Source organism: Sphingomonas paeninsulae (assembly GCF_003660165.1).
In the GTDB taxonomy this organism is placed as follows: Bacteria; Pseudomonadota; Alphaproteobacteria; order Sphingomonadales; family Sphingomonadaceae; genus Sphingomonas_O; species Sphingomonas_O paeninsulae.
In genome coordinates, this window is sequence record NZ_CP032829.1 from 927,322 (window position 1) to 942,974 (window position 15,653).

Sequence of the window (15,653 nt, forward strand, 5' to 3'; positions counted from 1 at the left end):
ACGGAGGCCTGCAACGAAATCGTCACTTCTAGGTTATAGCGACGCCCATGAATTCGTTTTGCGAAAGCACATCTATGACCCACAGTTTCAATTCGACCGCCCTCCGCGAATATGACATCCGGGGATTGTCGGCGAAACTTTGGGAGAGGCCGATGCCTATGCAATCGGTCGCGGGTTCGGCACGCGCGTCCGGCGCAACGGTGGCACCCGCGTCGCGGTTGGTTACGACGGTCGGCTATCATCGGTTTTGTTAGAAGGTGAGCTTGTTCGCGGGCTTACCGAAACCGGCATCGACGTGGTCCGCATTGGCCTTGGACCAACCCCAATGCTGTATTTCGCGGAATCCACGCTGGAGGTCGATGGCGGCGTCCAGATAACCGGCAGCCACAATCCCGGCGAGTATAACGGCTTCAAGATGGTGCTTGCCCATGCGCCATTTTACGGGGCGGACATTCAGGACCTCGCCAAACTGGCCGATGCTGGCGACTGGGAAGAAGGCGCTGGTTCGGTCTCGAACTATGTCATCATCGAGGATTATGTGAACCGGCTGGTCGAAAAATACGACGCCGGCCCGTATCGTATCGGCTGGGACGCGGGCAACGGTGCCGCTGGCGAAGTGATCGAGATGCTCGTCAAGCTTTTGCCCGGCGAACACCACACCATCTTTACTGAAATCGATGGCAACTTCCCCAATCATCATCCTGATCCGACCGAAGAAAAGAACCTGGCCGATCTGAAAAAGCTCGTCGCCGACAACAAGCTCGACTTCGGACTGGCTTTCGATGGCGACGGCGACCGTCTGGGCGCGATCGACGGGCAGGGCCGCGTTGTTTGGGGCGATCAGATTCTATCCATTTTGGCTGAACCTGTTTTGCTTGCGGAACCGGGCGCGACAATCATTGCCGATGTGAAGGCATCACAAGCGCTTTATGATCGCGTTGCCGAACTCGGTGGCACGCCGCTGATGTGGAAGACCGGCCACAGCCTCATCAAGACCAAGATGAAGGAAACCCATTCGCCGCTTGCTGGCGAAATGAGCGGCCACATCTTTTTCGCGCATGAATATTACGGGTTCGACGACGCGCAATATGCCGCTGTTCGCCTGATCCGCGCCGTACATCAGCTTGGCGGGTCGCTGACCGCATTGAAGGATGCCATGCCCGCGATGGTCAACACACCCGAAATGCGCTTTCAGGTCGATGAAAGCCGTAAGTTCGCGGTTATCGACGAAGTGCTCGACCGGCTTGAAACCGAGGGTGCCGAAATCAACCGCACCGACGGCGCGCGCGTGAATACACCCGACGGCTGGTGGCTGCTCCGTGCTTCGAATACGCAGGACGTTCTCGTTGCCCGTGCAGAAGCCAAGGATCAGGCCGGACTCGACAGGTTGCTGGCGATGATCGATGCGCAACTGGCCGCGTCGGGATTGGTCCGTGGAGAGCAAGCAGGCCACTGACAGCCTGCTATCTGGCAAACGCGCAACCATCCACAGCCGGCTTCGTTTGTGGATGGGGTATTTTGCAACGGGTAGATTCGCATGAAAACTATCATCTTCACCACGGTCATATGTGGAATCGCGTCGCTTGGCGGATGCACGTCGAACGATCCCAAGGAACGCGCCGCCGACGCAATCGAATCAAATGCCAGCGCACAGGCAAGCGAAATCAAGGCGACGGCCGCACAGCGCGCGGAAGTGCTTCAGAATCAATCGAGCCAGTTAGCAACTGAGGCCGATAAGGCTGGTGGTTATCAAGGTCAGACGCTCAACGTTCGTGCCGATGCGCTGAAAAAAGAAAGCCACATCGTCAAAGCACAGGCGTCCGCTCAAGCAGATGCGGTGAAAGCCGCAGGCGACGCGCAGGCCAAAGCCATCCGTAGCCAATAACCATGCCGACGGTGCTGCTGCTCACGCTGTCGAACTTGTTCATGACGACGGCGTGGTATTGGCATTTGAAAGCTGGCTCGACCAAGCCTTTATGGGTGGTCATCCTGATAAGTTGGACGATCGCGCTGGTCGAATATTCACTGGCCGTGCCCGCCAACCGAATCGGCTACGCCAATGGCTGGAGCGCGGGACAGTTGAAGATCGTTCAGGAAGCCATCGCCCTGATTATCTTCGGTGGGTTCATGTCATGGGTGCTGGGTGAGCCGGTAACGTGGCGGCATCTGGCAGCATTCGGGTGTATAATGGGCGCGGTCGGGTTTTTGTTCGTGGGGAAGTGATCCCCACGAACAGCCAAATTCAAACCCGCATTGGCATCAGTACATAAAGCGCCGCAGCCTTGTCGTTTTCACGCAGCAGTGTCGGTGCAGCAGCATCAGCAAGATGCACCTCGACCGAATCGCCTTCGATCTGCGCCAGAATATCCATCAGATATTTCGCGTTGAAACCGATCTCAAAGCCCGTTGCCGAATACTCGCCGGGCACCTCTTCAGCCGCCGTGCCGTTCTCCGGCGATGTTACCGACAGCGTAATCTTGTCCCGGTCGAGCGCCATTTTCACCGCACGCGTTTTTTCCGACGCGATGGTGGCGACGCGATCGACGCCCTGCATGAAGCTCTTGGGATCGATCTTCAGGATCTTGTCGTTGCCGGTCGGAATCACGCGGCTGTAATCGGGGAAGGTGCCGTCGATGAGCTTGGAAACCAGAACGGCATGACCCAGTACGAAGCGGATCTTGGTGGCGGACAGTGAAATCTCGACCGACCCCTCGACCTCGTCGAGCAGCTTGCGCAGTTCGCCGATGCATTTCCGCGGGATGATGATGTCGGGCATCCCTTCCGCGCCATCGGGCCGCGCCACGGTCACGCGTGCCAAACGGTGGCCGTCGGTCGCAGCCGCCTTCATCACGTCATCGACCACGTGCAGGAAGATACCGTTCAGATAATAGCGAGTCTCCTCTGTGGAGATCGCGAATCGTGTCTTGTCGATGATCTGGCGCAGGGTTGCGGCTGGCAGTTCGAACTTGGTCGGCAGTTCACCCTCTGCAATAATCGGGAAATCATCGCGGGGCAGCGTCGGCAGGTTGAAGTTGGACCGACTGGCCTTGATCGCCATCTTACCGTCCGCAGCGTTCAGCGAAACCTCGCTTCCCTCCTGCAGTTTACGCGCGATTTCGAACAAAGTGTGTGCAGAAACCGTCGTGGTTCCGGCTGTTTCAACCTTCGCGTCGATCGTCTCTAGGATTTGCAAATCGAGATCGGTCGCCATCAGGCGGATGCCGCCTTCGGGCAGCGCCTCGATCAGGACGTTGGACAGAATCGGAATGGTATTGCGCCGCTCGACCACCGACTGGACATGTCCCAGGCTTTTCAACAGCGTCGCGCGTTCGATCGTCGCCTTCATCGGTCTAAAACCCCGGGTCTTCTAAAGCAAAATGCAAGGTTGGACTAATGGACAGAAAAAAGGGCCGGGGCAAGCGCCCCGACCCTCTGATCTCACTTCAATACGATCTGTGCGTCAGAATCGTATGCCGACGCTGCCGACAACCTGATGGCGATCGAAATCGGTATCGATATTTGCGTTACCGATATTCAGGTTCTGATAGTTCGAATAACGATATTCGGCCTTCACGAACCCGCCGGGTCCGAACACCCGGAACTTCTGTTCAATACCGGCACCAAGACGGTAACCATCGGCATTGGCGTGACCGCCCGAAAAGTTGCCGACGCCATCATCATAGCGCTGCCCAAAGCGAGCATTGGTATAACCGCCCTTGATGTACAGCAGCGTTGCAGGAGCAACCGCATAGCCAAGACGTGCACCGACATACAGGTCGCGACCGGCGCTGACCCGCGTGCTGTCACCCGCCACAAGAACGTTGTTAGCCCGAACCTTGTTGGTGGAATCTGTGACTTCGCCTTCGAGCCCGAGGATCACGCCGCCGACCTGAGCATCGTAACCGCCGCCGACACCATAGACGAAACCATCCTTGTGTCCGCCATTACCGTCGCTGCCAGTCAAACGATCCCAACCGCCGGTCACTTCAATGTGCGGTCCGGTAAATGGGGCGCGCTCCTGAGCGAGTGCTGGGGTGGCAAATGCCGACGCCAAAAGCGCGGCTGTGAAAATGGTACGCATTACGCAACTCCTTACTGATCCCCGAACGTGGGGATGATGCTCAAATAGGGAGCCCGATCGTTTGTTGCATGAACCTCAGATAAACAGGAGAAACCGTTGCATTTCTGCCACAAACCGGGGAATGGGCTTGACATGAATTTACCCGGAAAGACCTTTATCGCCCGGCATGGGGAAACCGTTTTCAATGCGGGTCGACGTTTGCAGGGCGATAACCTCCACACGCCGCTCACTCGTGCGGGGTTTGCTCAGGCCGACGCGATGGGAGCAGATCTGCGTAAGATTTTAGGCGTAAAGCCTGCGCTTGAACTATGGTCGTCCCCTCCGGGCGTGCTTTGCAGACGCTGGCGATCATCGCCGAGCATCTGGAACTCGATTGGCACGAAACGCACGTCGACCCACGGTTGGTGGAAATCGGCATGGGCAGTTGGGGTGGGCGTTATTATGCGGATGTCGTCGCCAAAGTTGGCGCGATCGTGGACCCTGCAACGATGCTGCTGAAACCAGCACCCGATGGCGAAACTTACGACGAAATCGCGGGGCGTGTCACCGATTGGGCGAACGACGCTGCCCGCGAAAGTCAAACCTCCGCGCTCCAGGATCGTCTTGTCATCATGCACGGCATCTCGAGCCGCGTTCTTCGCGGTGTGCTGACCGATTTGCCGACCAACGCGGATTACAGCGCACCGATCGCCGCAGGCTTATCGCAAGGGTCGGTGGTCGTCATCGAGAATGGGGTTGAAACGGTCGCCATTCGTGGGACCGGCGGCGGCCACGCATGAAACGGCTGCTGTCTGCGCTTGCACTTCTGGCCTCACCTGCCGCGGCGCGAACATCCCTCGGGACGTTCGAAGGATGGGGCGCGTTTCGTGACGAACAGCCCCTCCGCTGCTTTGCAATAGCCGAGCCATATCGCGGCGGCGGTGGCAAATGGCGACCATTTGCGACTGTATCGACATGGCCTCAGGCGGGCGTGCGCGGGCAGGTTCAAGTCCGGCTGGGGCGCGCGCTGATGATCGACTCTCCGGTGTTGCTCACGATCGGCGCGCAAAGGTTCGTGATGGTCGCAGGCGGTGCCGACGCATGGGCTCCCGACGCCCGCATCGACGCCGCTCTGGTGGCTGCGATGCGCAACGCACAAGGTTTCACCATAAGGGCGCGCGCCGCTACGGGGAGCAGCTTTTCGGAAAGCTATGCGCTGAAGGGTGCGGCGACCGCCATCGACGCCGCTGCGCTGGGTTGCGCACGAAGATAGCGTTTTGGTGGCTGCCGCCCTATATCGCGCGGCATGAACGCCCTGATGCAAAGCCCCGGGAATATAGATCCCGTCACCGTCCCCGCGCGCCTACGCTAAGGGCCGATGGTCGGATCGATCTGGTCGGCCTGACCAAGGACCAGCTTCGCGAACGGCTGACCGATGCTGGAATGGAGCCAAAACAGGCAAAACTTCGCTCCAAACAGGTCTGGCACTGGATATATAATCGCGGTGCCACCGAATTCGCGACGATGACCGACCTCGGCAAAACACTGCATCCGTGGCTCGACGAACGCTTTGTCGTTGGTCGGCCAGAGATTATCGAAGCGCAGGTTTCGTCGGACGGCACGCGCAAATGGCTGCTTCGGTCGCCCGATGCGCAGGACTATGAGATGGTGTTCATTCCCGACGCCGATCGTGGAACCCTATGTGTATCCAGCCAGGTCGGTTGCACGCTGAACTGCCGTTTCTGTTTCACCGGTACGATGCGGCTGGTCCGCAACCTGACCGCCGGTGAAATTGTCGGACAGGTCATGCTGGCCCGCGATTCGCTCGGCGAATGGCCTTCGGGTGAGGAGGGCCGGATGCTCACCAACATCGTCATGATGGGCATGGGCGAACCACTCTATAATTTCGAAGCCGTGCGCGACGGGTTGAAGATCGTCATGGACGGCGACGGCCTTGCCCTCAGCAAGCGCCGCATCACGCTCAGCACGTCAGGCGTGGTCCCGATGATGGCCCGCGCGGGCGAAGAGATCGGCGTCAATCTCGCCGTTTCGCTCCACGCGGTAACCAAGGAAGTCCGCGACGAAATCGTGCCGATCAACCGCAAATATGGCATCGAGGAATTGCTTCAGGCGTGCGCCGACTACCCGCAGGCCAATAACGCCCGCCGCATCACGTTCGAATATGTGATGCTGAAGGGCAAGAACGACAGCGACGATGACGCGCGCGAACTTGTCCGCCTGATTCGCAAATATAAATTGCCGGCAAAGGTCAATTTGATCCCGTTCAACCCGTGGCCCGGTGCGACCTATGAATGTTCCGACCCCGCCCGCATTCGCGCGTTCAGCACGATCGTTTTCGATGCCGGGATCAGCGCACCGATCCGCACACCGCGCGGTCGCGACATCATGGCAGCCTGCGGGCAGTTGAAATCGGCAAGCGAAAAGAAAACACGGGCGCAACTCGACGCGCTTGCAGAAGAAAAGCAGGCTGCGCTTGGTTGACGCCCTGACGCTCGCGCTGGCGGGTGTTGCAGGCATTATCGGCGGTTCGATGAACGCACTCGCCGGTGGCGGGTCGTTCGCAACCATGCCTACCCTGATCGCGCTTGGGTTACCGTCGCCGATCGCCAACGCGACCAGCAATGTCGCGCTGCAACCCGGCGCGGTCGCAAGTGCCTGGGCTTATCGACGCGGCCTCGGCACCATTGCCGGGATGTCGATAAAGCGGCTGTCGATCATCACATTTATCGGCGGACTGATCGGCAGTCTTTTGCTCGTTGCCACGCCTACCCGCACTTTCGACGTTATCATTCCGTGGCTTTTGCTACTTGCTACAATTGCGCTCGCCTTTGGACGCCATGCTGCCGACTGGCTTAAAGCACGGACCTCCATCGGCCTGCGGACGCTGATCGTCGCTCAGTTATCGCTGGGCATTTACGGAGGATATTTCGGCGGCGGTGTCGGGCTGATGATGACCGCGACATGGGGACTGCTGGCCGGAAGCGCACCACATCAGCTTGCCGCCCCGCGTACGTTGATGCTCGCCATAGCCAATGCCGCTGCAACGATGGTTTTCGTAATACTCGGTATGGTAAGATGGAATTTATGCCTGCCGATGCTGGCCGGGGGGATCGTCGGCGGTCATTTCGGCGCAAGACTGGGCCTGATTTTGCCACCCTGGGCGATCCGCGCGTGGACGCTGGCAATCAGCACGGTGACAACAATCGTGTTTTTCTATCGCGCTTATTCGTAACTTTCTCGCGCTTTACAGCGAACTAATGTTGGCGGACAACATAGCCCCGAGGAGATAGTCGATGGCGGTCGGTATAGCGGACGGCGAAGTGAAAGGCGGCGAGCTCGTAAAACGTCACCGGGTTTCGACCCGCGTCTGGCACTGGATCAACGCCATCGCGATCTTCGTGATGCTGATGTCCGGTCTGACGATCTCCAATGCTCACCCCCATCTTTATTGGGGCGAATATGGCGCGAACTTTGACCATGCCTGGTTCAACCCACCGCATTTTCCCGCTTGGACAACCATTCCGTCGAATTACAATCTCGCGCTCGCTCGGGAATGGCATCTGGCCTTTGCGTGGATATTGGCTTTCGGATTGTTGTTTTACCTGATTGCCTCGCTCATCACACGCCACATCCAGCGCGATCTGACGCTGACTAAGGCCGAGATCAGGCCTTCGCATTTGTGGGCTGATATAAAGGATCATGCCCGCCTGCGCTTCCCAACGGGTGCCGCCGCACTTCGCTATAACATCCTGCAAAAGCTGACATATATCGGCGTCATCTTCATTTTGATTCCGCTGTTGATTCTCACCGGACTGGGCCTGTCACCCGGTTTCAACGCGATTTTGCCGATCCCAACCCTGTTTGGAGGCCGGGCGACGGTGCGCTCTATCCACTTCATCTGTGCGGGCGGCATCGCACTATTTATCGTCGTCCACCTGCTGCTTGTCCTGCTTGCTGGTCCTTATAATGAAATCCGTTCGATGATCACCGGTCGCTACCGTATACCGTCCGATCCGATCACGCCCGTAGGGGGTACAGCATGAGCAAAATTCTTACCCGTCGCGCGCTCGTCGGCAGCCTCGTCGCGGGAGCAGGCACGCTGATCAGCGGATGCGATAAACTGGGTGATAATCCTGATTTTCAGAAACTGCTCAAGCAGGGCGAGCGCGGCAATTACGGGCTGCAACGACTGTTGCAGGACAATACCGCTCTCGCCACCGAATACGCTCCTAACCAACGCTCACCGATCTTTCGTTCGAACGGCACGGCAATGCCCGTCGGTGAAGACTATGCTCGCCACGTCGCCGCCGGTTTCGCCGATTGGACGCTTGTGATCGACGGCATGGTCGCCCGGCCGCAAACGATTGCCCTGAACGAAATCCGCAACCTGCCCCACCGAAGCCAGATTACCCGCCATGACTGTGTCGAGGGCTGGAGCGCGATTGCCAAATGGACCGGAACGCCACTGAAACTGTTGCTCGATCGTGCAGGAGTCAGCCCTCAGGCAAATTACGTCGTATTCCACTGCGCCGATGCGAACGACGGCGCGCCTTATTATGAATCGATCGACCGGATCGACGCCGCCCATCCGCAGACGATGCTGGCATGGGCGTTAAACGACCAATATCTGCCGGTCGCAAACGGCGCGCCCCTGCGCCTCCGCGTCGAACGGCAATTGGGATACAAGCACGCCAAATACGTCAACCGCCTCGAACTTGTTTCTTCATTAAAAGGGATACGTGGAGGCAATGGCGGGTTTTGGGAGGACGCTGCCGGTTACCAATGGTACGCCGGGATCTGAAGTTATCTATAAGCAGGTAAATCATCGTCACATGTCTTTGTTCGACAAATATGTTTCCGCCGCCTTTCGTCAGGGCGAACTCACCATCATCGACCACAAGGGGGTTGCAAAGACCTTCGGCAAATCTGTTCCGGGCTTCCCCGACGTAACGGTGCGTTTCGCCGATTCCCGCGTCCCCCGCGATATCGCGCTTGCCCCGGATCTCGGAGCGGGCGAAGCCTATATGAACGGTCGCCTGATCTTCGAACGTGGCGATGTACTTGATCTCATCTCGCTGATCCGATTGAATAATCCGTGGGAAAAAGGGGGAACCACCGGCAACCCCAATATCTGGCGTGACGCACTGCACCGGGTAAAGGGGCGCATCGACCGGATCAACTGGGCGCGCAAATCGAAACGCAATGTCGCACATCATTACGACCTGAGCGATCGGCTCTACGACCTCTTCCTCGACGCCGACCGCCAATATAGCTGCGCCTATTTCACTGATCCAGCCAACTCGCTCGAACAGGCACAGGCCGACAAAAAGGCGCACATTGCGGCAAAGCTTGCGCTGAAATCGGGTCAGCGGGTGCTCGACATCGGTTGCGGCTGGGGCGGTATGGCAATGTATCTGAACCGCGTTGCCGATGTCGAGGTGCTGGGCATCACACTCAGCGAAGAACAGCTAAAGGTCGCGCGCAAACGGGCCGAGGCTGCTGGGGTTTCCGACCGCGTGAAATTCGAACTCATCGATTATCGCGATGTTACTGGCACGTTCAATCGCATAGTTTCGGTGGGGATGTTCGAACACGTCGGACCCCAACATTACGAAACGTTTTTCAAACAATGCCGCAATCTGTTAACCGACGATGGCGTCATGCTGCTCCACACGATCGGCCGAATGGGAGAACCTGGCGTAACCGACACATGGACCGCCAAATATATTTTCCCCGGCGGCTACAGCCCTTCTTTGTCAGAAATCATATCCGCGAGCGAGACGACGCGGCTAATCCCCACCGACATCGAAACGCTGCGCCTGCATTATGGCCTGACGCTTCGCCACTGGTACAAACGCGTGGTCGAAAAGCGTACCGAGATTGAGGCGCTCTACGACGACAGGTTTTTCAGGATGTGGCAATTCTATCTTGCGGGGGCAGCCGTAGCCTTCGAAGGCGGGTCGCTATGCAATTACCAGCTACAATACTCCCGCCGTCGCGACACTTTGCCCATCACGCGGGATTATATTCAGCGAGAAGAAGAACGCCTGCGAAAGCTGGGGTAGGATGGAAACTGAAGCAGGGCTTAGTCGCCCTGGCCCGGCTCCGGTGAGAAGAACTTCTCGAACTTGCCCTCGACACTTTTGAATTCATCGGCATCGGCGGGTGCCGCACGGCTGCGCGTGATGTTCGGCCATTGCGCGGAGAAGGTCGTGTTCAACTCGAGCCACTTCTCCAACCCGTTCTCGGTATCGGGCAGGATCGCTTCGGCTGGGCACTCAGGCTCGCAAACACCACAGTCGATGCACTCGCTGGGGTTGATGACGAGCATATTGTCGCCTTCGTAGAAGCAGTCGACGGGGCAGACCTCGACGCAATCCATATACTTGCACTTGATGCAGGCGTCGGTGACGACGTAGGTCATGGCCGTAAAAACTCCCTGTAATCCGGGACCGTTAGGATTCCGGAGCGGTCCCGTCAATCACCGTTGCCGCTTTTCCGTACCCAACCAGATCCGTATAACATTCCCGCGCCTCTGGAGCAGGCCCACGTCGCACCGGTAGTGTCTCGATCCGTAAGACCCGAACGCGTGGCCCGAGCGGAAACGCGATGACCTGCCCGGCACGGATGGAAACGTGAGCACGGTCGATGGCGCGGCTGTCAATACGGAGGTGGCCACTCGCCGCAATCGCCTGCGCCGCGCTGCGCGTCTTGGTCAGGCGCGCGAACCACAGGAATTTGTCGAGGCGCATCGTGCTGGACGATCGGGAGTTTTCAGACACCGCTTGCCCAGCCCTTCAACGCGGCGAAATGGGGTGATTGTGGTGCCGGTTTCGGTGGAGCGGCGCGTGGACGGCTGCGCCAGACCCAATTGCCTCCGCTCTCCGCCCGAAACCCACAGGCCCGCAAAATATGATCGAATGTCCTCGCATCGACGCCGAACGATGTCGCCAGCGCCGGGTCGGGAATAAACGGCAATCGCGCCTTTCGCAGGTCGTGCAATGCGCGCGCAATCCGTTCGATCAGGTCGATCCGCACCTGTTTTGCGCCGAACTTTCGGAAACCGGGCAGCGGCTCGGGAGCATCGGTTACGGTTGTCCCTGGCGCAGGCAAAGCAGGCATCATCGATTTTGCCCGCACCGCGCGCAGGGCAGCAATCAGGCGCAATGGTTCGGGTTTCAACAGTCGCGCATCGAACAGGTCGAGCGTTCCCACCGTCAGTCCCGCCGCCCGCAATATTCGCCGATCATCGGCATCAAGCGCGTTCAGGGGAGCATCCATTGCGGCTCGCTCAATGCTACCCCCACTCGCAGCGAGCGGCGCCAGAAGAGCGCGCACCCGCGGTGGTGTGAACAGATCGCCGCCCGTCGTCGCCATCGCAATCAACGGCGAAAGATACCGTTGCAGCGTCACCGTCAGCCAGTTCTCGACCCGCTGGCTAACACGCTCACGGTCAGTAGCGGTCAACAGGCCGATCGCTGGATCGGGGATAACACGCGGTTCCAACAGCGCCCGACCAGGAACGAGCCTCGCTACGGTCGTTCCGCGCCACGATATGCCGATAGGCTCTGCGGTCAGCACAAACTCCTTGTCGGGCGCGTCGACCAATGCCTGCGCGCGCCGTGCGCGTTCCTTTGGCAATCGCCGCTCTGCCGCCGCCAGCAACCGCTTGCGTTCACCCACACGAGCCGAAGGATCGACGGTGAACGCAAACCCATCCAACCGCCCGATCGGCTCGTCCTCAACGCTAACGACGCCATCGTCGGCTACTGCCACATCGAGCATAGCCGGATCGGCACCGATCTCGCGCATCAACACCGTCGTCCGCCGATCGACAAATCGGTCGGTCAGCTTTTTGTGAAGAGCATCGGATAGCTTTTCCTCCAGCGCCTCGGTCCGCGCCGCCCAGTGTTTCGGGTCCGCCAGCCAGTCCGCCCTGTGCGCGATATAGGCCCATGTCCGCGCCGCCGCGATCCGGCCGCCCAGCGCCGGAATATCGCCACCGACTTCATCCAACCTGGCAATTTCGGCGGCAAACCAGTCGGTCGGGATATGCCCGGCGCCTTCGGTCAAATGACGATAGATGCGCGCAACCGTCTTGGCATGATGTTCGGGGCCAACCTTGCGGAAATCGGGCAAGCCGCACGCCTCCCACAATCGCGCCACCCGCACCGGATGCCGGGCGCGTTCGGCAACCAGAGGATCGTCGGCCAGCCGCTTCAACACGGCAAGATCGACTGCCTCGGGCGCGGCACGCAATTGTGGCCTTTCGGGCCGTGCCTCCAGTGCCGCTATCAGCGCGGACAGGGTCGAGACATCGGGATCACCGTCGCGCCAGTAAAGATGCTCGATGCGTGGAAAGCGATGCTCCTCGATCGCCTCGACTTCCTCAGGACGGAACATCTCCTCTCCACCCAGCGAACCGAACGTGCCATCACGCTGATGCCGCCCCGCGCGCCCTGCAATCTGCGCCATTTCCGAAAGCGTAAGCCGCCGCTGGCGATGCCCATCAAACTTGTTGAGCGACGCAAACGCGACGTGCGACAGGTCCATGTTCAGGCCCATGCCAATCGCGTCGGTCGCCACCAGATAATCGACCTCACCCGCCTGAAACATGGCAACCTGCGCGTTGCGGGTGCGTGGACTGAGCGCACCCATCACCACCGCCGCGCCGCCCCGCGCCCGGCGAAGCATCTCTGCCACGGCATAAACTTCCTCGGCACTGAACGCGACGATGGCCGACCGTTTGGGCAACCGCGACAGCTTTTTCGCGCCCGCATAACTCAGCGTTGAAAACCGCGGACGCTTGGTAATTTCGGCCTTGGGCATCAGCGCGCGAACCATCCCGCCAAGGCTTTCTGACCCAAGGATCATCGTCTCCTCGCGCCCCCTGGCATGCAGCATCCGGTCGGTGAACACATGACCGCGTTCAGGGTCAGCCCCAATCTGCGCCTCGTCCAGCGCAAGGAAAGCGACGTCACGGTCCATCGGCATTGATTCGGCGGTACACAGAAGCCAGCGCGCCTTCGGCGGCAGGATTTTCTCCTCGCCGGTGATCAGGCCCACCTCGCCCGCGCCTTTTATCGCGACGACCCGGTCGTAAACCTCGCGCGCCAGCAACCGCAGCGGGAAGCCGATCATACCGCTGGAATGCGCGCACATCCGCTCGATAGCGAGGTGCGTCTTACCTGTGTTGGTAGGCCCAAGGACGGCGACCAGCTTCGAATCCATAACCACAAGATGGCGCAGAATTCCTGCGTTGCAAGCCGAAGCTGTGGATCGGTTAGTTTGACATTAACGAAATCTGTCCACAGTGCAGATACCTGGTGCGGCGGCAACGTCGTGGGTGGGCAGCACTCGAGCGTCAGGGGCGCGCAAGACTTGTATCAGGTTAGCGAAGCAAGGTTTGGTAGTCTGGGCAGTGCGGCCGTGCTGTCGCCAGACAATACGCTACCGGCAAATGCTCCACGATTCGGGTCAACATTCGGGCGCGCCGACACCGCTTTTCCGACTCCTTTTTTCGATCGCTTCGAATTCGCTCCCGACCTTGGTGCCGACATCGGTTCGCGCAAATGGTGGCGCGGCCTCGCAACGTGCGCCGCTTTGTGCGCAATGACTTATACGCTGTCGCCGGGCCTGCGCGCCCTGCCCGCGTCAACACCCCCAGCCATGGGCGCCGACGCATGGGAAGCCGCACGTGCCCAATCCATTGCTCCATTGGCGTGGGGCGGAGATACCGGAAGCCGGATGGCGGCAACTGACGCCGTCCACAGCCTGACCGACACCCCCGAACGTCCGACATTGCAGCTAAACGCCACGATCGGACAGGGCGACGGCTTCGCCCGCGCTCTGGAACGTGCGGGCGTCGGCGCGGCTGAAGCGGCTCAGGTCACTCGCATGACGGCTGAAGTTGTCGACCCTTCGCAAATCGCACCCGGAACCGCGCTTGGCCTGACACTTGGCCGCAGAGAGAACCGCAACGATGCACGCCCTCTCGATGATCTGAATTTCCGCGCTCGATTCGATATGAAGCTGTCGTTCACGCGCGTTGGCAACGCACTGTCGATGCAGCGCCAACCGATCGCCGTCGATCACACCCCAATGCGAATTGCCGGCACCGTGAACAACGGGGTTTATGTTTCTGCGACAGGCGCTGGTGCACCACCAAAGGCGGTCGAAACCTACATCCGCGCTATCGCTTCCAAGGTTCAACTGGGAAACCTCGATAACGGCGCACGCTTCGACATGGTCGTCGAACGTGCACGCGCTGCTACGGGAGAGGTCCAGTTCGGCAAGCTACTCTATGCTGGGCTGATTAACGGTAATCAGGCAACCCGGATGATCCAGTGGACCATAGGTGGCCGCACCGAATGGTATGATGCCGCAGGCGTCGGCCAGCAGCACGGGGGCTTTGCAATGCCTGTCATCGGTCACAAGACCAGCGGCTATGGGATGCGGTTTCACCCCATTCTTGGCTATTCACGGATGCACCAGGGCGTCGATTACGGGGCAGTTTACGGGACGCCCATCCACGCCGCCACCGATGGCATCGTGTCCTTTGCCGGATGGCATGGCGGCCACGGCAACATGGTAAAGCTGAACCACGCTGGCGGCCTTGGAACAGGCTACGCGCACATGAGCCGCATCGCAGTCGCGCCGGGCACGCGCGTTTCGCAGGGGCAGATTATCGGTTATGTCGGATCGACTGGCCTTTCTACCGGCCCACATTTGCATTTCGAGGTTTATCGTAATGGCAGCGTCGTCAATCCGGGGTCGGTGAATTTCTCTGCCACCTCGCTATTGAGCGGTTCCGAACTGGTTGCATTCAACAACCGGTTGAAACAGTTCACCGCAACGCGCTGATTATTCTAGGTTCCGTTCTGCGGCACGTTGATTGCGCAATTCTTCGCCCTTGAATCCCTGAGCCACCACATACCATTCGGATGATTCTTTCCGGCTGGCGGCGGGCTTTGCGTGCTTTACAGTCGTGAAATTACGCTTCAGGTCGGCAACCATCGCGCTGTCTGCCCCGCCAGCAAAAACCTTTGCCACGAACGTTCCGCCGGGCTTCAGCACATCATAGGCAAATTCAGCCGCCGCCTCGACCAGCCCCATCGTCCGCAAATGATCGGTCTGGGTATGACCCACCGTGTTTGCCGCCATATCCGACAGCACCAGATCGGGAGCCGAACCGAGCGCGTCGATCAGCAGCCCCGGCGCTTCGTCCAGCATGAAGTCCATCTCAAGGATCGTCACGCCCATTATCGGGTCGACCGGCAACAGATCGATGCCCACGATCGCGGCCTTCGGAACCTGTCTGCGGACGACCAGAGACCAGCCGCCTGGCGCGATGCCGAGATCGACTACAGATCGCACACCGCGCAGAAACCCGAATCGCTCGTCCAACTCGATCAGCTTGAATGCGGACCGGCTACGAAGTCCTTCGGCATGGGCGCGCTTCACATAAGGATCGTTCAACTGGCGCGCGAGCCAGCGATTCGAGGACACCGTGCGTCCCCGCCCCGTCTTTACCCGCGTCCGTCCGCCACTACCGCCTCTGCTCACATTATAC

14 protein-coding genes and 3 pseudogenes are annotated in these 15,653 nt (G+C 59.4%); 11 read left to right on the top strand and 6 right to left on the bottom strand.

Annotation, left to right across the window (positions count from 1 at the left end):
• Positions 1-74: 74 nt before the first annotated feature.
• The 3 genes and pseudogenes from pgmG to D3Y57_RS10070 all read left to right on the top strand — a co-directional run bounded on the left by pgmG (position 75) and on the right by D3Y57_RS10070 (position 2,223).
• Positions 75-1,456 (top strand): annotated as a pseudogene (gene pgmG, locus D3Y57_RS10060) (phosphoglucomutase/phosphomannomutase PgmG).
• Between the two features lie 81 nt (positions 1,457-1,537).
• Complete coding sequence (locus D3Y57_RS10065; protein WP_121152870.1) at positions 1,538-1,885, top strand: hypothetical protein; 348 nt, start codon at positions 1,538-1,540, stop codon at positions 1,883-1,885.
• Positions 1,886-1,887: 2 nt separating this feature from the next.
• Entirely contained in the window at positions 1,888-2,223 is a 336-nt protein-coding gene (locus D3Y57_RS10070) for a DMT family protein (RefSeq protein ID WP_121152871.1), read from the top strand.
• Between the two features lie 19 nt (positions 2,224-2,242).
• On the opposite strand, the gene dnaN is transcribed toward D3Y57_RS10070, so the two are convergent.
• A complete protein-coding gene (dnaN, locus tag D3Y57_RS10075; RefSeq protein WP_121152872.1) occupies positions 2,243-3,346 on the bottom strand; it encodes a DNA polymerase III subunit beta in 1,104 nt (367 codons plus the stop codon).
• Positions 3,347-3,460: 114 nt separating this feature from the next.
• A complete protein-coding gene (locus D3Y57_RS10080) occupies positions 3,461-4,081 on the bottom strand; it encodes an outer membrane protein (protein ID WP_121152873.1) in 621 nt (206 codons plus the stop codon).
• A 132-nt stretch (positions 4,082-4,213) separates the two neighbouring features.
• On the opposite strand from D3Y57_RS10080, the pseudogene D3Y57_RS10085 reads away from it, so the two are divergent.
• From D3Y57_RS10085 to D3Y57_RS10115, 7 genes and pseudogenes are all read left to right on the top strand, one after another.
• Positions 4,214-4,860: pseudogene (locus D3Y57_RS10085) on the top strand (histidine phosphatase family protein).
• Positions 4,857-5,333, top strand: coding sequence for a hypothetical protein (locus D3Y57_RS10090; RefSeq protein ID WP_121152874.1), 477 nt, complete (start codon positions 4,857-4,859; stop codon positions 5,331-5,333). The pseudogene D3Y57_RS10085 and the gene D3Y57_RS10090 overlap by 4 nt, the downstream one beginning before the upstream one ends.
• A 45-nt stretch (positions 5,334-5,378) precedes the next feature.
• Positions 5,379-6,562: pseudogene (gene rlmN / locus D3Y57_RS10095) on the top strand (dual-specificity RNA methyltransferase RlmN).
• Positions 6,555-7,313, top strand: a complete 759-nt coding sequence (locus D3Y57_RS10100) for a sulfite exporter TauE/SafE family protein (protein ID WP_239026022.1) — start codon at positions 6,555-6,557, stop codon at positions 7,311-7,313. Before rlmN ends, D3Y57_RS10100 begins: the two are co-directional and overlap by 8 nt.
• Before the next feature lie 61 nt (positions 7,314-7,374).
• Entirely contained in the window at positions 7,375-8,124 is a 750-nt protein-coding gene (locus tag D3Y57_RS10105; protein WP_121152875.1) for a cytochrome b/b6 domain-containing protein, read from the top strand.
• Complete coding sequence (locus tag D3Y57_RS10110; protein WP_121152876.1) at positions 8,121-8,882, top strand: molybdopterin-dependent oxidoreductase; 762 nt, start codon at positions 8,121-8,123, stop codon at positions 8,880-8,882. Before D3Y57_RS10105 ends, D3Y57_RS10110 begins: the two co-directional genes overlap by 4 nt.
• A gap of 31 nt (positions 8,883-8,913) precedes the next feature.
• Positions 8,914-10,146, top strand: coding sequence for an SAM-dependent methyltransferase (locus D3Y57_RS10115; protein ID WP_121152877.1), 1,233 nt, complete (start codon positions 8,914-8,916; stop codon positions 10,144-10,146).
• A 20-nt stretch (positions 10,147-10,166) separates the two neighbouring features.
• Here D3Y57_RS10115 and fdxA read toward each other — a convergent pair whose 3' ends face one another.
• From fdxA to D3Y57_RS10130, 3 genes are read right to left on the bottom strand one after another with little or no spacing between them, the layout of a single operon-like run.
• A complete protein-coding gene (gene fdxA, locus D3Y57_RS10120; protein ID WP_121152878.1) occupies positions 10,167-10,505 on the bottom strand; it encodes a ferredoxin FdxA in 339 nt (112 codons plus the stop codon).
• Between the two features lie 31 nt (positions 10,506-10,536).
• The gene (locus tag D3Y57_RS10125) at positions 10,537-10,863 is read right to left on the bottom strand and encodes an RNA-binding S4 domain-containing protein (protein WP_430739032.1); all 327 of its coding nucleotides are present in this window, start codon (positions 10,861-10,863) and stop codon (positions 10,537-10,539) included.
• Positions 10,856-13,312, bottom strand: coding sequence for a helicase-related protein (locus tag D3Y57_RS10130; protein WP_121152880.1), 2,457 nt, complete (start codon positions 13,310-13,312; stop codon positions 10,856-10,858). The genes D3Y57_RS10125 and D3Y57_RS10130 overlap by 8 nt, the downstream gene beginning before the upstream one ends.
• A gap of 198 nt (positions 13,313-13,510) precedes the next feature.
• Here D3Y57_RS10130 and D3Y57_RS10135 point away from each other — a divergent pair, with 198 nt between their 5' ends.
• Complete coding sequence (locus D3Y57_RS10135) at positions 13,511-14,944, top strand: M23 family metallopeptidase (protein WP_162987077.1); 1,434 nt, start codon at positions 13,511-13,513, stop codon at positions 14,942-14,944.
• Here D3Y57_RS10135 and D3Y57_RS10140 read toward each other — a convergent pair whose 3' ends face one another.
• A complete protein-coding gene (locus D3Y57_RS10140; protein WP_121152881.1) occupies positions 14,945-15,646 on the bottom strand; it encodes an RlmE family RNA methyltransferase in 702 nt (233 codons plus the stop codon).
• Between the last annotated feature and the right edge of the window lie 7 nt (positions 15,647-15,653).